Source organism: Leptospira johnsonii (assembly GCF_003112675.1).
Lineage (GTDB): Bacteria > Spirochaetota > Leptospiria > Leptospirales > Leptospiraceae > Leptospira_B > Leptospira_B johnsonii.
This window is the reverse complement of the sequence record NZ_BFAY01000007.1, coordinates 198,959-218,406: the sequence shown is the minus strand read 5'-3', so window position 1 is coordinate 218,406 and position 19,448 is coordinate 198,959. Positions and strand designations below refer to the sequence as shown.

Below are 19,448 nucleotides of genomic sequence, written 5' to 3'. Positions count from 1 at the left end.
GAGCAGGTTTTATCTCTGCAACTCCTTATCTTCCTGGATGACCTTCGAGACATTGGTTATACCTCCCTGGAAAAGAAGGCCCAAATAATCGGACAATTTTCTAAGATCGTAATTTTCTTCTTTTGCTAAGAGAACCATTGCTTCGAAGCCGGCAGCAACCATCATTACTGAAGTAATCCGGATAGGATGCGCAGGAAAACCTCCTAACCCTACCATTCTTTCCAAGTCGCTGTCCAATTCTTCCAAGATATAGGTCATGGAACCGCCTTGGAACAGATAACCCCTGATAATATCACGGTTTCTGGTCAATAGATCCAAATGAATTCTATCTTGCATCATCACCTGGAAAACTGCAAAATAAGCGTCGCTTAAAAAAGCCAGAGGAGTTTCCGCTTTTGCCCTTGCTTCTCTAATCCCTCTTCGGATGCCTTCAGCTAGTTCATCTGCAATGTCCTGCATTACGGATTCTTTATCTTTATAATAATTATAGAATGTGCCTTGGGCTAAGCCACTTTCCCGGATTATTTCCCTGGTGGAACACGCCTCGAATCCCACGCTCGCGAAAACCCTTCGGGCTGCGTTTAGGATCGCATTTCTGTTTTTTGTTTTATTGTCCTGTCTTCTGGACCCGGATATTGCTAGTTTCATTTGGAATAACGAATATGTTTTAGTTTATAAATTTTTTTTAATACTGCTTTGGCCGCGTAGTACCCGCACATTCCGTGAACTCCTCCTCCCGGAGGTGTGGACGCGGAACAAATGTAAATATGAGGGTTTGGTGTAGTATACGGATTCATTTTTGCGATAGGTCTAAAAAATGCCTGGGGAAGGTCCGCCGCTCCTCCGGTGATCGCTCCTCCAATATAGTTTAAATTATATGAGTAAAAGTCTTTTGTATTCATGGAATGTCTGGCTAATATCCTATCCTTGAAGCCAGGCGCGAATCTTTCGATTTGGTTTTCTAAAGTTTCCGTCATGTCCTTTGTGGAACCGGAAGGCACATGGCAATAGGCATATCCAGTATGTTTTCCTTTTGGAGCTCTGGTGGGGTCGAATTGGCTTTGTTGTACTACCAACATATAAGGACGATCCGGATGTTTTCCTGACCAGACTTCTGATTCTGCCTTTGCGATTTCGGACAGTTTTCCGCCTACGTGAACAGTAGAGGCCTGCAAACAACGTGGATCTTTCCAAGGGATGGGGCCATCCAATGCCCAATCCATCTTGAATACTCCAGGTCCGTAATTAAAAGAAGAGATCCTGCGTATATAAGAAGAAGATAATGTATTTCCTGCAACCGATCCCAACTGATCGGGACTTGTATCAAAAAGAATGGCCTTTGTTTTTGGAAGTTGCGAAAGATTTGAGACCTTATAGTTTGTTTGTATTTTTACTCCGAGACCTTTTAGATAAGATTCCAGAGATTTTGCGATCATCTCAGATCCGCCTTCTACTACAGGCCAAGAACGTACATGTCCTGTTAAGGAGAATAAAAGTCCCAGCGCCCCGCTTAAGAATTTATCTAATGGGAAGATAGAATGCCCGGCACAGCCCGCGAATAACGCTTTAGCTCTTTCTTCTTTGAACCATGAATTTGCGATTGATTTCGCGGATCGTAGTCCTAATAATCCGAATCTTGCCAATAAGAATGGATGTTTTGGGATACCAAGAGGAGCTAATGCGTCAGACAAAAGTCCTTCTGGATTTTTTAAAAAAGGAGAAATGAGTTTTATATAGGACTTTTTATCTGCGCCTAAATTCTCCGCGGTTTCTTCCAAAGATAATTTTAAAAGTACAGCGGATTCTCCGTCTAGAGGATGTGCCACGGAAGCTTCCGGCTCTATCCATTTGAGTCCGTGTTTTTCTAGAGGAAGTGTTTTTAGATAAGGAGATAAAATGCCCATAGGATGTGCTGCGGAACAAACATCATGGTGAAAACCTGGTAAGGTTAACTCCTTAGTTCTTAAACCGCCACCTATCGTATCCGAAGCTTCCAATATTAAAACAGAAAGTCCGGAGCCCGCCAGAACGGAGGCAGCAGCCAATCCGTTCGGGCCGGATCCTATGATACAAATATCATATTCTTCGGAGCTAAAATCCATTATTTAGTCGGCCAAGGTTGGAGTTCCTTCAAATCGGCGACTTCTATCTTTCCGTCTTCCAATAATCCTTTTTCTGCGTCGTGGATCCTGTAGTTAATAGTAGATTTTCCTAATGGTTGACCTTCTATAAAGATACAGCGTAATTCTTCGTCTTTGAATCCACATTGTGCTTGTACGGATCGAAGTAGTTGTTCGCTATGTAAGTGACCTTCTCCAAAGTTCCAGCCTACTACCATACCAGCGATCAGTTCACCTTCTACCCATTCATACTTTTCAAAATTTTTAACTGCTTTTGGCACTAACTTTTGGAATGCTTTTCCATGCAAGTGCATGAGTCGGAAGGCCATTACCTTACTCACTAAACCTACTGATACTTTTCTTTCGTAGAACATATCCAACTGGTCGTACAGCCATCCTGAGGTTTTGGTGAGCTTCTCCAATTTTTTATAACTATCTTCTTTGAACATCCATACACTTACTGCCCAGTTTCCTGCGTAATATCTCATTGCTAGTAAGAAGGAGATCCAATCCGGTCTGATATTTCCGATCAATGGAAGAGCAAAAGAGAACACGAATAAGAAAGCTGCAACAGGTGCAGAATCTAATTGGAAAGGAGTGATGCTAGGGTTAGCGCCAAACAAGAAAAAGGCGGAGTAAACTACTAAGAAGTTCCATTCTATAGGAACTCCCATCGGGAAGTTGCTCGTGATATAACTATGTAGGAATACCATCATTCCGAGTCCCAAATACAGGATCGTTTGAGAACCTGTCATAATCCCTGTAAATAGAACGATAGGAGTTCCTAATTCTAGAACGATCCCCATATTCGCTTTTGCAACTGCGGTAGAAGAAGGACGAAGATCCTCTGGATAATTCTTATACATCGCCTTTCTGAACCAAGAGAAAGGTGTGAAAGGGCTATTACTCGCCATCACGCAAACTACGCTTGGGAAGTGTGCGTTCAGTTTGGAGAATCCTGCAAACAACCAGATAGAAAGCTGGACTATCATTGCCCCTGCGATCCAGTTCTGTGCGAATGCAAATACTACGATGGTGACCCAATAATGTTCCGCTCTTGCAGCAAGAAAAACAGTTTTATCTAATATACCTGCAATCACCAAGCTGATGATGATCGGTAAAAATTGTTCGAAGCCAGGAGCAGGATGGATCAAACAGAGAACTGAATACACTAAAACCGAAGCATAAGATACGATTTCCAGAATTCCTCTGGTTCTTCCTCCAATGATAGGAGCTCCTTCGAATAAAGGCATTTTGGTAGTTTTAGGTCTTAAAAAATATAAGAAGCCGCCTACTGGAGGGAAATATCTTCCGGTTAATGGACCACTTCCACATCCAAATCCCAATACTTCGAATAGCAAACTCCATACGATCGCTTTCTGGAAAGCAACCGGAACAAACCACCAGGAGATGGTTCCCCAGGTTCCGAGTCCCGGACTGAAAGAACAGAAATAGATCCAACCTGCTATGTACAATGCGATCTTTAAAACATAAACAATATAAGCTCCGAGAGGGGAGCCGTAACCTTGGACCGCCCAGGCTTGGCAGGACAAACGGGCCCTGTCCGCGAACGACATTTTCGCCCAGGCCAAGGCGTCATAGGGGGGAGCTTTAGGAAGGAACATCTTTCTCTCCGAATTCTATATTTAGAGGCTGTGATATACAGGAGTCCAAAGAAATGTCAAGAAAAAATGACTAATTGGTCACATTTAGAATGTGTTTTATAGAGGTAGGGGAAAAGGATAGGGCCGCGTCCCTCGCTTCACTCGGGTCAGGCTCTACGCTCCGGTCAAAAAATCGCATGCGCGATTTTTGTGACCCCGCTGCGATCCTTCGCGGGGGATTTCTTAATCTATGATTTTCTGACTTTTGAGCAATACTAATTGAACGAACGACGGAATTCCACTGGAGTAAGTTTTGTCTTACTTTTGAATAGCTTACTAAAAGATTGAGAGTGTTCGAAACCGAGTTCATAAGCGATTGCGGTTATCGGCAAATCGGTAGTAGACAATCTTTCTTTTGCCTGCTCAATCAGCTTATCATGAATATGTTGCTGTGTACTCTGACCGGTTAATACGTTCAGTAGCCCACTTAGATATTTCGGAGAAACATTCAATAGATCCGCTATATATTGGACCGAAGGAAGACCTTTTTCTCTTAAGTCTCCCTCTCGAAAATACTCGATTAAGATTTCTTCCAAACGATCCAAGATCTTGTGATTCGTGATCTTTCTTGTGATAAACTGACGATGATAGAATCTCTCTGCATAATTGAGTAGAGTAGTAATGTGAGAAATAATGATCTCCTGGCTAAATTTGTCGATATTGGAATGATATTCTTGCCGAATGTTACTGACAATACTGTTCAATACGACTTCTTCTTTTTCCGACAGGAATAAAGCCTCGTTCACCGAGTAATCAAAATATTCGTATTTCCGAATATTCTTAGCCAATGCGGAATTCCAGATGAAGTCCGGATGGATCAATAAGATCCACCCGGAATGTTCCGGTTTTTTGTCGTTGCCAATCTCGATCCTAAAAACTTGACCTGGAGCCATAAAGAACAAGATACCATCGTCAAAATCATATTCCTGCTGCCCATATTTCATTTTTACTGCGGGATTCCTTTTCAGAGAAATGGAATAAAAATCGAGAGTCCAACTTGTAAAATTAAATTCCGAAGAATGTACAATAGATCCATAATCCACTACACTAATCAGAGGATGTTCAGGTTTTGGCAAACCTCTCAACTGATGAAACTCGCTAATGGTCTTGATTCTATATGGCTTTTGAATGTCTTTCATGTAAGCCTACTTCATTTGCTCATAAGCCGAAGCAAAATCTTTGGCAAAGTCCTTTAATTTGGTCCTTTCCAATATTGGTCGATTTCGGAAATAGTCCTCATACAATACTCCACCTCTTCTGGAAGCATTCATTTCCATGAAACCTTCGGCAGTTTTTGGGTTCATGCCGGCTGCGATCATACCGTTCAATGCTTCTTCATCAGAGATAACCGTCCATTTCAGATCCGGCTTTCCGATCGCCTTACCCAAAGTTTTTGCGATTTCGTTTGGCGAAACTTCATCACTTGCGATATAACGGATACTTCTTCCTTCGAATGGTTTTTCGATCTCTTCCGCAATTACCTCCGCAATATCCAAAGGAGAAACCCAAGGCTCTATTTCATCTCCCCCATAATTGGATATGATCGCTCCTCTTGTCTTTATCGTTTGTATAAATGCGAACATATTATAATAAAATCCAACCGGACGCATAAACTTAATCGAAACGTCACTTGGTAAATTTCTTAGAATATTTTCCGCGTCATGATGAAAAGCAAGTATCCCGCTATCTGTGGTATGTGCTCCTATGCTACTCAAATGGATCACTCGTTTAATTCCTGATTGTTCGATGGCTACTTTATAACTATTTGCGATCCGACGAATTGCTTCCATTATATCCAGGTTTTGATCAAAAAAGTTCTCGTAGCCGATTGCTTCCATAGCATAAACTATATCTGCACCTTGAAAGGTTTGCGATAAGAATTCGCTATCTTCCATTTTGCCGATAGCAGAAATTGCGCCTATCGCTTCTATTTCCTTTTTCCTCTCCGGTTTACTACTGATAACAGTAACTGAATGGTCCTTTCGGATCAATTCTTCGACAAGTGGTTTGCTTATATGTCCGAGTGAACCCGTAATAATAATCTTCATAGGTATTCTCCTGAATTAGAGATGCTTGTATAAGCGGTATTTCCTATTCAGATCGATTTATGATATGAGAAGTTCTTTTCTCAGAGATTATTCGTGTAGCCGAACTTCAGACGAATGTAGCCGTTTTGCAGGACTGCACCTACCGCAAGCGACCCATAGGGAGCGAGGTAACGACCCGAAGGAGTCGGTGATCGAGTGTAACGAGATCAAACGAGTCGGCTGCTTTAAATTGCGAGAATGGTTAAAACCGAACGAAAAGTTACAATTGCAGGATTGCACCTACCGGGACTCGCCCCGACGCAGTTGTCCATCCTGGCCAACTAAGCTCTGGGGCGTCTCAAGCTGGGCTCAACACATCCTGTGTTTCGCACGCGATCTTTCACGCTCCCTATGGGTCGCTAAGATCGCTTTCCAGCTTTCGCTTCGAGTCCAGTTGATTAGTTGTTTGGAATTCTGCACCTACCGGGACTCGAACCCGGACCCCAGGCTCCGGAGGCCTGTACTCTATCCGTTGAGCTATAGGTGCGTATGTTGGTGAGTTTTTGTGACTTGCCCGAGCAGTCAATCTGATTCCTTGGCTTAAGATTTTACGTAAATGTCAGAGAAGTTGCAGAGGTTTTTAGCTTACATTTTATTACTCTTGTTCAACTTGCCTATAGGCGCTTGCATTTGTTTTCTCTTCGGCATTTTTTTATAGCCAGTATCTTACTTCCTATTTCGATTTTTTCGGAAGGGGAGAAGGTTGCAATCGACCTGAACGAATCCAAACGTCTTTCCAAACAAGAACTGGAAGAAAAAAGAAACGGTTGGTATGCGACTGGTCTTCCGGTTTTTTCGCAAGATCCTGTTAGAGGACAGGGTTACGGAGCCAGAGGATTTTTATACCAGAACGGAGATCGTAAGGATCCTTATTTCGAATTCCAACCTTACAAATATAGATTCGGCGCTCAGGCATACAAGACTACAAAAGGCGCTGACTACTACGAGTTCACTTTTGATAGTCCTTTTCTTTTCGATACTGCGTATAGATTGAAGACGAGTATTTCTTATAGCACGAATAAAAATTCTCAGTATTTCGGGATTGGAACTGACACGTTACGCGAAATTCAGTATAGAGATCGAAACCAACCCACAGGTGAACTGAGGAACGGAGGCAGCTTTTCCGATCTTGAGGATGCGCTTTCCTATCGCAGACCTACTTCTCCCGGATCCGTTTATCCGTATGAAAGTAATGTTTTATACAACACATACGAATTTCGTTCTACTACAGCTACATTCTCTGTGGATAAAACCTTTTGGGGAGCTTTTCGTTGGATTGTTGCTCCCGAGTTTTCTCAGAATATCATCCGCACGTACGATTATCCAAATGGAAAGCTTTCGACGAATCGAGATTATTATTCCGTTGCAAGAGATCCGGCTACCGGCTGGGATTCTTCTTATCCCAACGGAACTTCTAAACTTACCCAAGACTACCAAGCTGGTTTGATCAATGGGTATCATGGTGGAAATGTAAATTATATTCATGTGGGTCTTGCTTACGATACAAGAGACTTCGAACCGGATCCGGATTCAGGTGTTCTTTTAGAGATGAATTATTCTTCTTCTTCCAAACGTGCGGGTTCCGATTTCGAATTTGAGAAGTTTTTTACACAAGGGAAATTTTTCTATATGCCTTTCCCGAAATTATTCGAAGAGCTTGTGGTCGCTGGAAGAGCTGGACTTCATTATTCCAAGGGAGAAGTTCCTTTTTCGGAATATCGTTATATGTGGTCCATTGACGGACCTATCAACGGCTTGGGCGGTCTCCAAACTCTTAGAGGTTATAGACAGGAAAGGTTTATCGCTCCTATGATCGGTTTCGGAAATTTAGAGATCCGTTGGAGATTCGGCACCTTCAAATTTTGGGATCAGTTGATCACATTGAGCCTGGTTCCATTTTATGATTTCGGAAGAGTCTGGAACGGATATCATGATATTAGCACCCAAGGTTATAAATTTTCTTATGGTACTGGCTTAAGGATTATCTGGAATCAGGCTACAGTCATCTTGATCGACTATGCTAAGTCTAGAGAAGATTCTCAATTGTTTATAGACATAGGCCAAATCTTTTAAGAATTTGAGAAGATAGAAATTTGCTGTTCAGGATTGGTACCTTCGAAACAATTGAGTTCGGCCGGACCAAAAATACAGATCGGCCTTAGAACAATCAAAGAGAGTCAAGATGAAGATCCAATCACTTGTCGGACTAATTTCAATTCTGTCCCTGTTCCCATTTGCACTTTCTTCTTTCTCCGCAGAAGAAGAGACAAAACTGATCGAAAAGGCCTTGGTGGAAAGTTTATCCACACAAGAACAAAAAGAGGCATTCAAAAAATACCTGGCCAATCTTTCTAAAAAGAAAAGGGATGAGGCGACCCATTTGAGAGAACTTGCTTCTTCCGAACCGAAACATCATTCTTCCGGTGCTCGTAAGAAGAAGTTAGTGGAACTCGCAGCTCAATTGGACAGAGAAGCTTCTATCCACGAAGAGACTTTGAAAACCTTGCAACAATCCTTGGTTCAATAAGAGATTTTTTCGGTTACGAGTTTTAATAATTCTTCCGTAGAAAGTTTCGCATCCAGACGGACGGTATTTTCCGGAAGAATTTCTTCATATGCTTTTTTGATCTTAATCAATGCGCTGATCGTCTCGAATCGATCTTTTGTAGTGTCTCTTCCCTTCAATCTCGCCAAAGCTTCTTCGGGTTCAATTTCCAGATAAAAAACTTTTTCAGGCTCCGGAAATCCTCTGTCTAAATTCTTTTTTAGGATCTCTTGCGCTGAAAAAAATTCCCCTGACTGATAAGCAGCCGTGGAATACATATACCGATCCAGTAACACTATTTTTTTTTGGGAGAGTGAAGGCAAAATATTCCTTTGAAGAGAAACTTCTCTGTCTTCTAAAAAGGCTTCGATCTGTTTTTCGGGAGAAAGTTCTATTTCTCCGCTTAAAAATTTTCGCAAGAACAGCCCGGATTCGTACCGAGTCGGTTCCGCAAAACAAATTGCTGGAACATGTTTGGAGGTGAGAAGGTCTAAGACCCGGACGGAGAGGGTACTTTTACCACTTCCGTCTAAACCTTCAAAAACGTAAAATCCTGGTATTTGTGCCATGCCTTTGAATTGGAAAGCCACTTGACATGAGTGGTTTTGCTTCGAATGCTGAAAGCTCATCTACCGGAATCCCATTCTCGAGGGCAGGAATCCATGAAAAAAAACGACAGATTCAAAAATTTCCTGGTGATAGGCATATCCGTTATGGCCGGAGTGATCCTTTCTCCGATCTTGTATTGCGGAACAGGAAATGACAGCGCTTTATTCTTAAACGCGAAATCAGACAGGGAACCAAGCGCATCTGCGAAAGCCGCAGTATCCATCCAAAAAGCATTCGAAGAAGTTTACGAAAACGTTTCTCCAAGCGTGGTGCTGATCGCCACCGAAGGAACAGTCAACGTTCCTCAATACAACGATCCGTTTCAGGAATTTTTTTACGGACCGCAAGGTAGAGTAAGAAATCAGAAAAGAAAAGTGAGCGGATTAGGTTCCGGTTTTATCCTCAACAAAGAAGGATATATTCTCACTAACGATCACGTAGTTCGTAATTTCGATAAATTTAAAGTAGTTTTCAAAAATGTAAAAGAACCTGTTTCCGCTAAGTTGATCGGAACGGATCCAATGATAGATGTTGCTCTTCTAAAGGTAGAAGCGAACCAAGATCTACAACCGATCGAGATCGGAGATTCTTCCGCAGTGAAAGTGGGGGATTGGGCGATCGCAATTGGTGCTCCGTTCGGATTGGAACAATCCATGACAGTGGGAGTGATCTCCAAAGTAGGAAGGGGCGGCATTGATAATTCCGGAGTTCATTATATCCAGACGGACGCCGCGATCAACCAAGGGAATTCTGGAGGACCACTTCTGGATATCAACGGAAGAGTGGTTGGTATCAACCGTATGATCGTTTCCCCAAGCGGCGGTTCGATCGGCTTAGGTTTTGCGATCCCGATCAACGAAGCTAAGGCAATCGTAGAAGAATTAAAATCCGGCGGAAAGGTCAAACGTGCTCGCTTGGGAGTAGCGTTAGACGATCTTACGGAAGAAACTGCAAAGGAGCTTAAACTTTCCGGTCCGGAAGGAGCATTCGTTCGCCAAGTCCAGAATGGTAGTGCGGCCGCAGAGGCAGGTATCGACGTAGAAGACGTGATCCTGGAGATCGACGGAGCCAAGATCAAGAACGCAAATGACGTGGTTTCAAAGATCCGAGCTTCTAAAGTCGGGCAACGTGTTTCGATAGTCGTATTCAGAAAAGGCCAGATCCTAAAAATTTCGGTCAAACTGGCGGAGTAAAAAAGTCTTTTGGCAGGACATACTTTAAATCCGGAGGATAAATTCGACGATGAGATATCTCTTCGTCCCTCCTTATTCTCCGAGTTTATAGGACAAAAAGAGATCCTGTCCAATCTAGGCGTTTTTGTAGAAGCCGCCAAAAAAAGAGGCCAGGCCCTGGATCATGTACTTCTATCAGGGCCTCCTGGTCTAGGTAAGACTACACTTGCGGGTATCATTTCCCAAGAACTGGGCACAAGGATCGTAGTCACTTCTGCTCCAGTTTTGACAAGGGGAGCAGACCTTGCAAAATTACTCACCGATCTAGAAGAGAGAGATATATTATTTATAGATGAAATACATTCCCTAAGCCGCAAGGTAGAAGAGATCTTGTATCCTGCGATGGAAAATTTCATGATCGATCTCCTAGTGGGAGAAGGTATCACCGCCCAAACCATCCAGATCAAATTAAAACCATTCACTTTGATCGGTGCCACGACTCGAAGCGGACTCATCTCGGATCCTCTCAAGAGTAGATTCGGTATCCATTTCCGTTTGGAATATTACGATGATGCTGAGATGAAAGATATCGTTTTAAGATCCTCTAAGATCCTGGGTTACGAGATAGATGAGAACGCAGCATTCGAAATAGGAAGAAGGTCCCGAAAAACCCCTAGGATCGCAAACCATCTTCTCAAAAGAGTGAGGGACTTTGCGGAGGTAAAAGGGGAAAGAAAGATCCGTATCCCCGCCTGCGAGGAGGCATTTTCTCGCCTCGGAATAGACGAATTGGGCCTGGATAGAATGGACCGCCAGATCCTGGAATGTATGATCGATCGGTACAAGGGTGGCCCTGTTGGTCTGAAGCCCATCGCCGCAGTAATCGGAGAGGAAGAAAGGACTCTCGAAGATCATTACGAATCCTATATGGTAAGAGTTGGCTTGATCAATAGAACCTCTTCCGGTAGAGTTGCCACAGAGAAGGCCTATCAGCTGATGGACAGAGTTCCCCCGGCTTTCGGCAAAAGAATAGAAGAAGATGCGGCTCCCGGCCTTTTTTAAAAGTGAAATAGATAATACAGGAGATCTAGGAGAAGATGACCGTCGCCTTCTATTCGCCGCATTTTTCGTATTTGCTTTTGCTTCTTTCTTAGTAGCTCACTTATTCACACGCAATATTCTTTTTAAGATCTTGGGAGAAGACCCGCTAGTTCAGGTCAAAGAAAGAGCGGAGAGGGAAAAAATCTACGAAGTACTATTGGAACAAGAGTTCGTAGACAAAAGGATCAAGGACGAATACAAAGCATTGTCTAACGTTGAGTCCGCTGGTTCCGGTGGGATCACTAAAAAAGAAGGATTTCATACACTTTCTCCTTTTCGCGAATTCGTGATGGGAAATATTTTTAGAAATCCTTCCAAGGCAAGTCCTCAAAATTCCCAAAAGAAAACGGAAGAAGAGAAAGTATACGAGGTCGCTATCCTAAAACAGGATCCAGTAGAATTCACTAATCCGAACGAACAAACTCCGGAGCAAACTCCAGCTACCGGAAGAATGACCAAGATCCCGTTTAATTATAGGTTCCAACAGGACATGCTCTTTCGTTGGGACGGAAGCTCTTCTATGAGTGTTCCGACTAAAAAGTTAGTCGGCTACGAATATTTCAAAAGAATGCTCCGCCAGATCGAGCAGAGTTTTTCCCCTCCAGGCGGAGGAAATTACGGTTATCGCGACGGAGCCGGGAAGGTGATCAGACAAGCGATAGAACCGGGAGAGGTGAAGGTCCAATTTATGCTAAATGACGCAGGCCAAGTCGTTGATACTAAGCTCATTTCTTCCCAGGGGCAAGCGCTTGTGGATCAATCCTGTGTGGATGCGCTTCGAGGACAAAACTTCGGAAAAGTCCCGGAAGAAGTAAAAGCCCAAGGAATGATCTACGGAATTACTTTTATTTTCCCTCGTTTTTATTGAAGATAATGAATTTTTAATATTCCTTCCAAAGCTGCAGAGATCAAACTGCGCTGAATTTCAGATTTAATTCCGTTCTTAAAGTTTCGAATTTTTCATTTGGAAAAATCCCTTTGGAATCCACGGATAATTCGGGGCGGATGGAACTTACAAAATACATATCCACTTCTCCCTTTCCTTTTGCTTGGATCTTTCCTCTATGCTCGCATACAAAAAAATCTTTTACTATCTCATATGTGGAGCCGGAGATATTTAGATGTCCCGGTTTACCTGAGGATTCCATTCTACTCGCAAGATTGACCGCATCCCCCCAAACATCGTAAGCGAATTTGTTGGAGCCGATCACTCCCGATGTCACTGGACCGGTATGAACTCCCACTCTTAATTCCCAGAATGGAAGACCCATTTGTGATTTAGCATTTGCGATCTTATGCATGAATCTTAGGAATTCTAAACCTGCTAAACAATTGTCGACAGCATGAGTGAAATTGATATTCGGAATTCCTCCGGCACACATGTAAGAATCCCCGATCGTTTTCAGTTTTTCTAAACCTAACCGGGAAACGACTGAATCGAATTCCGAAAAACAATTGTGTAGATCTTCTACTAGATCTTTTGGCAACATATCTTCTGCGATTTTAGTAAATCCCACGAAGTCTGTGAATAGTATACTCGCGGATTCGTAATATACTGGAGTCACCGATCCTTTGGATTTTAATTCTTCTGCAACGGGTTTGGGAAGAATATTTAATAATAGTAAATCTGTACGATCTCTTTCTTCTGCGAGTTCCTTTGTTCTTTCTACTACCTTTTTCTCCAGATTGACGGATAGTTCTTCACTGGTGTTGAATGCGCTTGCGATCCTTCTGCCCAGTAGGGCCGCATCCGCAAACGTTAATAAGAATAGACCTGCAGGAGTGAGATACCCAGGTCCAATGTGAAACTGGTAAAAAATAAAATCATTTAGAACGGATGCATAGAATATTCCTAAACCGAGTAACATCAGTTTTGCGCCCTGTAAACCTTTGAAGATAGCTACTGCCAACATGATCATACCATATATTCCGCCGAATACGATCAATGCTTGGTAATAAGGGAGCGTATAACTAAAAAGTGAGGGAGGAAGCACTATAATTGAAAGGCATGGGGGAATAGATAACGTAAAAATGACAATCATGGATGTCTTTTTGAACTGAGAAGGATACAAGGTCCTCATAAACATAGCCATGAAGGGAACGCCTAAATAAAAGGAGAGGTATTCTATTCTGATAAAAATATTCCAAGGAATATTTCTGAACGCTTCTCCTATGAATCTTTCTCCGCTGGTAAGTACTCTGGAGGTGATAGCAAGACAGGTTAGAGAGAACCAAAAAATCTCCATTTCTTTTTTGCGAAATAGGAAAAGGCCCATATGATACAGGCCCATGATGAGTAGGGCTCCTGCTAAAAATGCGCTGGTCATCCTGTTCCTATCTCTTGCCGCAAAAATCTTGGATGAGTCACCAAGTAAGATCGGCATTTGAAAACCGCCATTTCGATGATAGTGATTTGAAATATGCATCACTAGATCGACTTGTTTGGAATAAGGAACAGAACTTGTTTGTGCAAGATACTCAGGACGTTCTTCTTCAGGAGACGGTCCGGGACTTCCGTTATACGCCACTAACTTACCGTTCCAATATAAGGAATACGCGGAACCTTGGCCGTCATCTATTCGTATCGCAAGATCAGGAGTGTTTTCAGGAAGATACAATCTTAAATGATAAGTGATGTATCCAATCGCAGGTAAAGGTTCGCCGTTTAAAATATGACCGTTCCATACTCCTGGAATAGGAATGAAACCGCTCGGATCGGCAACAAGATCGTCTTGGAAATTTTTGGGTGGAATGAGTTCCTTCCAATAATATCTCCAATCTCCGTTTAATTCTACTGTTCCGTCTTTTGTAAAATCCCAAGCACTTAAATCTAAGATACCGTTTTCTGCCTTAGGCCTTTCTTTCCCTTTTGCTTCGGCACAGGAGAAGAAGGATAAAAAACAAATAAGAATTCCTAAAATGAAAAAGCGAGTTGGATGACCTGAATCACTCATATGCGTAGGAATCAATAGGGTAGAAGAAACCAGTTCCAGCCAGCATTTTTTGCGATCCGGTCGGTCCTTCTGGAATTATTTGATAGAAGAATGCCTACATCGCTCGTTCGAGTAGTAGGAGGGAAACTTAGAATAGATCTTTGATCGCCTTCCAAAGTTTTGCGTATTCTTTTTTTCTCTCGTCTTTATCTTTTAGTTTTAATAATGTTTTTTGGAATCCGTTTGTTCCTGTGATCTTAACCCTATTTTCGTTCAGGACTTCCACTTCGTAATAGACCTCGTCCACTTTATAGGAAAAATTCAAAGTGCTTGTGGACTTCATAGGATATTCTTTATCTTCTAAGATTGCCTTTGAATTCCTGAAATCCAAATACACACATTGTGTATTTTTGAGCATAGGCTCGCAAAATTTTCCTGCAGGAGGAGGTACAGGTTTTACCCCGCATCCTAAAAAAGCTAAAAGTATAATGAAGAAAGAATATTTCATTTTTTTAATCCTCTACCGGTAATTTCGTTTTCAGGGTTTGGTTTTTAGAGAGTATCTCTTTTGCAAGAAGTAGAACTTCTTCCTTTCTGTCCCCTGAATTAGGATAATATTCTTCTAATAATACGATCGCTTTTGGCGAAAGGTTTTGGTAATAAAAGATCCTTGCTTCTAAAATTTTAGAACTTCCCGTTAAAAAGTCTTCATTTACGTTTTTGACCCTTCTTAAATAATTTAAGGAAGAAACATATTGTCCGGCCCTGAATTCGGATAGCGCGATCAGAAAATCGGATTCTCTCGCGGAGAGTAAAAGAGAACCGGAGACATCCTGTTGAGAGAGTATCTTTTTTAAGAATTCGGTATTTCCGGAAAGTGCGCTTCCTACTAAACAGGTCCAAGCGTAACCCGATTTTAATTCTGGACTTAATTTCTCGGGCTCTATGGAGATCAGGAGTTTGTTCAATGCGGAGCGACTGAGTTTTTGTCGAATGGATTCTCCGAATGCGATCAGATAACGATTGTCAGTCGATTCTAAAAATTCCGGATCGATTGCTTGTGCTCTTAATGCCTGTCTGTATGAATCTTCTACAAGAGGGAGATAAGAACTATCTTGTTCTAAAAATTCTTGGAAACCTGTATATGCAATTTTGGAAAGAGTAACAGAGTCGAACCTAAAACCTAATAGTAAAAATTCGTAATATCCCGAAAGCGCCGCATAATGGTAGGAGATCCCTTCTTTAGGATTAGATATTACAAAATCTTTTGCGGTAGATTTGAACTCTTTGATCTCTCCTTCTTTAGGCTCACCTTTTACGATCCCTTCTTGGAGTAGTTTCCTCTCTTTCTCAAGAAGTACACGTCTGTCTCCCGCGAACAGATTTTTGATATCTTGTCTGAGAAAAAACGCGATCCCAGCCAAACCTAGCAGGATCAAAAAGAACACTAACGGTTTGTAATTCGCTTTTTTTCTGTAACTTCTGTGGTTGGCTTGGTAGAGCATGCTAAAGTCAGATTTTAAAAAAAGCCTAGACCTTTCACTTATTTTTTGGGGTTGGAACTCCTACTCTAGCTTGACTCTCGGACCCCTCCTGGATTCCGTGTAAATATGCCTTATAATTATGATTTTGACGAGGATTACGAAACAGACGGCGACGCGGATTACCTCGACGAGGACGCCGTAACTTTTGTATGTGAGGACTGTGATCATCGTTGGGAAGATGACGCCGAAGGATCTTTTGACGGCCCAGAAAATCATATCTGCTCCATGTGCGGCTCTTCAAACGTAATCGAACTCTAATCTTTTTGCGGTCCGACTTTTTTCCAAAAGTATCATTTCGGACCGCTCCTATCATTCTTATCGTAATCTTTTTATTTTCGAATTCTATCTACGCGGTGGATTTCGACCAGGTGTACGAATATTATAAAAAAGGAAACTATGACACCTTAGTAAAAGTCTCCAGATCGGGTCTTAGATCGGGGGAATTGGATTATAAGATCCTTTTGTTATACGTCGCTTCCGAATCCAGTTTAGAAGAGATAGATAAGACACTTTTGAGCATTTATTCCAGATCCAAGGAACAACCTTCTATCTTTTATAATTCTGTTTTTTTATTTTTAGAACGTGCATTGGTATTAGAATCCTATGAGTCGGGCGCTCGCTGGGGAAAAATTTTCCTAAATAAGGGTGAGTCTTCCGTTCGGTACTCCGAAGGTGTTTACACATACGCCTGCATATTGTATTCTTCTCAGGAATACGAAGCGGCGAGTTCCGTTTTGGCAAAACTGAAATCCGTACCAGCGGATTCCAAATTGGGAAAACGGATCCGGATCTTAGAAATAGGTCTGGAAAAGAAAAAAGAGGAAAAATGAAACCGGGAAAAAAAACAAAAGGACTTCGGATCCAAACCGGGGAACTGAAAGGGAAATTGATCCCTTCTCCAGTCAGCCCTGAGGGTAAGAGTAATTTTACACCTGCGATCATTAAAAAATCATTATTTGATATTATTGAATCCTTACAGCTCCAAGGCCGTTTGAATATGGAAGATTCCGCGTTTGTGGATCTATTTGCCGGGTCCGGACAGATGGGGATTGAATCTTTGAGTAGAGGGTTTGCAAGAGCGGTATTTTTGGAACTTGCCTGGGATAGATTTGAAAGCCTGAAAGGTGTTTTGGATAAATTAGGAAAACCTCATTTAGTCTTACGAAAAGACGCTTTCCGATTCTATTTGGGATTCGATATTCCTGAAAAAACGAAAGTGTATTTTATGGACCCTCCTTATTCATTCTGGGAAAAGAAGGCGGAAAAATTGAAGAAGGTAGTAGAGGAGATTGTCCAAAACGAACCAGGTGTGGTTGCGATTATCGTGCAGTCTCCGCTTCCTTTGGATTGGGAAAATTTTACTCCTCGTTCCTTCGGCAGGAATACTTTGAATGTCCGAGTTCTGGTCTAAATTTAAAAATTCCATCCGATCCGAATTTAACTCCGGGAACCCTTGGATCCATTCAGGGGTTTTCGTATTTGTTCTGACCCTTCTTTGTCTTCTAACCAATACTTCTTTGCATGTAATGGGAGTGGATATCAGCGAATTTATTTCTCTTTTTTACGGGCTTATTCCCTTATTACTGAGAGATCTAGGCGGAGTATTCGCTTCTTCTTATGCGTTCTTTGTTGGAGCAGCGATCTTATTTTTAGGTCCTGATTTTTCGGAATGGAAGAAAGGAAAGAAGATTAGAATATATAAGATTTATTTAATTTTATTCTCGGTCTTATTTTTTCTATTTTGTGGATCCGTTTCGGAATATCCTCAAGTATATGGAGAATTTTTCTATTACAGACATTCTTGGGCGATCGGGTTTTTATATTTTATTACGGATCATTTTTCTCCCTTCTTCTTTAAATCGGTTTTATTCTTATTTTTGGTAGTTCAAGTCGTTCGAACCGGATTGTCTTTTTGGAAATCTAAGTTCTATGAATCTCTGATCAGGTATTCCGTTTTTATAATATTATTTTATTCTTTTCATCTTTTAGGGTCTGCTTGGGGCATTTTGACTGCTTCTGCTTTTTATTCCTTTGATATTCGATTCTCTCGTTCTAAAAAGGATCTGGTTTTTGTTGCGGTTGTACTCATAGGTTTCGGATTTTCTTTTTTTACGAAAACTCGGAATGGGAGCTCTGTATCTAAAGAAGCTTTGGAATATTCTTCTAATACGAATGTACTTATCATTTCTGCGGATAGTATTCGCCAGGACCAATTGGGCTTTGTAAAAGGGGAAAAAGATAAAACTCCGAACATAGATCGTCTTGCTTCCGAATCTCTCGTACTTTTGGATCATCATTCTACGATCCCTAGGACATTTCCTTCTTGGGCGGATTTTTTGAGTGGGAAATATTCTTTCGAACATGGGATCCAGGATATGTTCCCTGATAAAGAAGATCGTTCTAAATTAGGGAATACGATCGCTACACTTCCAGGCATTTTAGGAAAATCTCATAAGACCTTTGTGGTCTCTTCCTTTGCAGGAGATATTTTTCCGAGAGCGAATTGGGGATTCCAAAATGTATATGCTCCGAATTTTAGCGCGGAGACATTAACACAACAAAGGACGATCGAATCTCAGGTCTTCTTTCTTCCTGTTTTGACTGGGACTTTTTTTGGAGGAGGGGAATATCTTTCTTCTATCCGGTCCCTTCCCAGCTTGGGCGATGATTCTAGGATTTTACCGGATCTATTCTCGGTGTTCGATAAAAAGGATCGTCCTTTTTTTGCACTGTATTTTTCTTCCGTAACTCATTTCCCTTATAGTCCGCCTTATCCTTTTTATAAGAATACAGATCGCCACTATTACGGACCTTCTAAATATTTCCGTTTTGTGGATCCGAGTAATTCGGAGAAGCCTGATAAAAAAGAACAGGAACAGATCCGTTCTATTTATTCCGCTTCATTGACTGCTTTTGATTTTTCCGTCGGGAAAATTTTGGAAGAACTGAAAAGAAGAAAGTTGTACGACGATACACTTATCATTCTTACCTCTGATCATGGAGAGTCCTTGTTTGAAGAGGATCATAGTCATGGGCATGGGGAGCATTTGAGAGGGGAGGGTGTTACCAAGATCCCTCTCATCATCAAGTTTCCAAAATCATTCGAAAGAAAGGAAGTCCGCAATTTTAAAGGGATCACAAGCTCATTGGATGTGTTTCCTACAATTCTTTCCGTTTTGGGAATATCTTCCGAAAATCTTTCGTTGCGAGGAAAAGATCTGACCAGGCTCCCGAAAGAAGAAACCTGGACAGAGGATCGTTCCGTTTATTCAGAGACAGGGATTTGGTTTTCGGATCGGGGAGATCATTTTTTCCAGAAAGATAGGATCCGTTATCCGAATATTTTGGAGTTACATTCAATCGATCCAAACGATGGGAATAGTGTGACTGTTTCCGATCCTTATGCAAAAGAGACTGTTCTATTTTCCAAACATAGAATGCTCCAAACCAGGACCAAAAAGCTGATCTATATTCCGAGTCCAAATGGTGTTTTATACACCTGTTACGACAGGATTTCCGATCCATGGAATACGAATCCACTTCCGGCTTCTTCTTGCGGCGATTTGCAGCGTAAGTTGGAGCTCCTACTGATCGGTTCCGGGAAATGGAAGAAGGCGGGAGACTATTTCCTTCCAAAAGCAGAACTTTGATCGTAATGCTTTTTTCTTTCTGT

18 protein-coding genes and 1 tRNA gene are annotated in these 19,448 nt (G+C 41.8%); 9 read left to right on the top strand and 10 right to left on the bottom strand.

The genetic code is table 11. From position 1 onward, the window contains the following. Window positions 1–9: 9 nt before the first annotated feature. The 6 genes from LPTSP_RS06455 to LPTSP_RS06430 form a co-directional block, all read right to left on the bottom strand. Entirely contained in the window at window positions 10–648 is a 639-nt protein-coding gene (locus LPTSP_RS06455; RefSeq protein WP_108927989.1) for a TetR/AcrR family transcriptional regulator, read from the bottom strand. Further along, a complete protein-coding gene (locus LPTSP_RS06450) occupies window positions 645–2,102 on the bottom strand; it encodes a phytoene desaturase family protein (RefSeq protein WP_108927988.1) in 1,458 nt (485 codons plus the stop codon). Before LPTSP_RS06450 ends, LPTSP_RS06455 begins: the two co-directional genes overlap by 4 nt. After that, a complete protein-coding gene (locus LPTSP_RS06445) occupies window positions 2,102–3,745 on the bottom strand; it encodes a DUF3556 domain-containing protein (RefSeq protein ID WP_108927987.1) in 1,644 nt (547 codons plus the stop codon). Before LPTSP_RS06445 ends, LPTSP_RS06450 begins: the two co-directional genes overlap by 1 nt. Before the next feature lie 254 nt (window positions 3,746–3,999). Continuing rightward, window positions 4,000–4,923, bottom strand: a complete 924-nt coding sequence (locus LPTSP_RS06440) for a helix-turn-helix domain-containing protein (RefSeq protein WP_108927986.1) — start codon at window positions 4,921–4,923, stop codon at window positions 4,000–4,002. 6 nt (window positions 4,924–4,929) lie between these two features. Beyond that, entirely contained in the window at window positions 4,930–5,832 is a 903-nt protein-coding gene (locus LPTSP_RS06435; RefSeq protein WP_108927985.1) for an SDR family oxidoreductase, read from the bottom strand. A gap of 454 nt (window positions 5,833–6,286) precedes the next feature. Continuing rightward, window positions 6,287–6,358, bottom strand: a tRNA-Arg gene (locus tag LPTSP_RS06430). Window positions 6,359–6,501: 143 nt separating this feature from the next. Between LPTSP_RS06430 and omp85 the strand changes: the two genes are divergently transcribed. Continuing rightward, window positions 6,502–7,944: an Omp85 family outer membrane protein gene (gene omp85, locus LPTSP_RS06425; protein WP_108927984.1), complete on the top strand. Its 1,443-nt coding sequence runs from the start codon at window positions 6,502–6,504 to the stop codon at window positions 7,942–7,944. 109 nt (window positions 7,945–8,053) lie between these two features. Further along, window positions 8,054–8,398 (top strand): LIC10421/LIC12816 family protein, encoded by a 345-nt coding sequence (locus LPTSP_RS06420; protein WP_108927983.1) that lies wholly within the window; start codon window positions 8,054–8,056, stop codon window positions 8,396–8,398. Here LPTSP_RS06420 and tmk read toward each other — a convergent pair. Then, on the bottom strand, window positions 8,392–8,985 hold the full coding sequence (tmk, locus tag LPTSP_RS06415; protein ID WP_108928194.1) for a dTMP kinase: 594 nt from the start codon (window positions 8,983–8,985) through the stop codon (window positions 8,392–8,394). The genes LPTSP_RS06420 and tmk overlap by 7 nt on opposite strands. Window positions 8,986–9,078: 93 nt before the next feature. Between tmk and LPTSP_RS06410 the strand changes: the two genes are divergently transcribed. The 3 genes from LPTSP_RS06410 to LPTSP_RS06400 are packed head-to-tail and all read left to right on the top strand — an operon-like array spanning window position 9,079 to window position 12,166. Then, on the top strand, window positions 9,079–10,218 hold the full coding sequence (locus tag LPTSP_RS06410; protein WP_167396415.1) for a S1C family serine protease: 1,140 nt from the start codon (window positions 9,079–9,081) through the stop codon (window positions 10,216–10,218). Window positions 10,219–10,227: 9 nt separating this feature from the next. Next, a complete protein-coding gene (gene ruvB, locus LPTSP_RS06405) occupies window positions 10,228–11,259 on the top strand; it encodes a Holliday junction branch migration DNA helicase RuvB (protein WP_108927981.1) in 1,032 nt (343 codons plus the stop codon). Beyond that, window positions 11,237–12,166: an energy transducer TonB family protein gene (locus LPTSP_RS06400; RefSeq protein WP_108927980.1), complete on the top strand. Its 930-nt coding sequence runs from the start codon at window positions 11,237–11,239 to the stop codon at window positions 12,164–12,166. Before ruvB ends, LPTSP_RS06400 begins: the two co-directional genes overlap by 23 nt. Before the next feature lie 40 nt (window positions 12,167–12,206). Here LPTSP_RS06400 and LPTSP_RS06395 read toward each other — a convergent pair whose 3' ends face one another. The 3 genes from LPTSP_RS06395 to LPTSP_RS06385 form a co-directional block, all read right to left on the bottom strand. Further along, window positions 12,207–14,252 carry an adenylate/guanylate cyclase domain-containing protein gene (locus LPTSP_RS06395; RefSeq protein WP_108927979.1) on the bottom strand — a complete coding sequence of 682 codons (2,046 nt, stop codon included), beginning with the start codon at window positions 14,250–14,252 and terminating at the stop codon, window positions 12,207–12,209. A gap of 127 nt (window positions 14,253–14,379) precedes the next feature. Then, a complete protein-coding gene (locus LPTSP_RS06390) occupies window positions 14,380–14,739 on the bottom strand; it encodes an LIC12806 family lipoprotein (RefSeq protein WP_108927978.1) in 360 nt (119 codons plus the stop codon). A gap of 4 nt (window positions 14,740–14,743) precedes the next feature. Beyond that, on the bottom strand, window positions 14,744–15,736 hold the full coding sequence (locus tag LPTSP_RS06385) for a hypothetical protein (protein ID WP_108927977.1): 993 nt from the start codon (window positions 15,734–15,736) through the stop codon (window positions 14,744–14,746). 105 nt (window positions 15,737–15,841) lie between these two features. Here LPTSP_RS06385 and LPTSP_RS06380 point away from each other — a divergent pair, with 105 nt between their 5' ends. The 4 genes from LPTSP_RS06380 to LPTSP_RS06365 are packed head-to-tail and all read left to right on the top strand — an operon-like array spanning window position 15,842 to window position 19,425. Further along, window positions 15,842–16,033, top strand: coding sequence for a hypothetical protein (locus tag LPTSP_RS06380; RefSeq protein WP_108927976.1), 192 nt, complete (start codon window positions 15,842–15,844; stop codon window positions 16,031–16,033). A gap of 5 nt (window positions 16,034–16,038) precedes the next feature. Further along, window positions 16,039–16,605, top strand: coding sequence for a hypothetical protein (locus LPTSP_RS06375; RefSeq protein WP_167396414.1), 567 nt, complete (start codon window positions 16,039–16,041; stop codon window positions 16,603–16,605). Then, the gene (locus LPTSP_RS06370; protein WP_108927975.1) at window positions 16,602–17,186 is read left to right on the top strand and encodes an RsmD family RNA methyltransferase; all 585 of its coding nucleotides are present in this window, start codon (window positions 16,602–16,604) and stop codon (window positions 17,184–17,186) included. Before LPTSP_RS06375 ends, LPTSP_RS06370 begins: the two co-directional genes overlap by 4 nt. Next, window positions 17,167–19,425 (top strand): sulfatase family protein, encoded by a 2,259-nt coding sequence (locus LPTSP_RS06365; protein ID WP_108927974.1) that lies wholly within the window; start codon window positions 17,167–17,169, stop codon window positions 19,423–19,425. Before LPTSP_RS06370 ends, LPTSP_RS06365 begins: the two co-directional genes overlap by 20 nt. Window positions 19,426–19,448 lie beyond the last annotated feature (23 nt).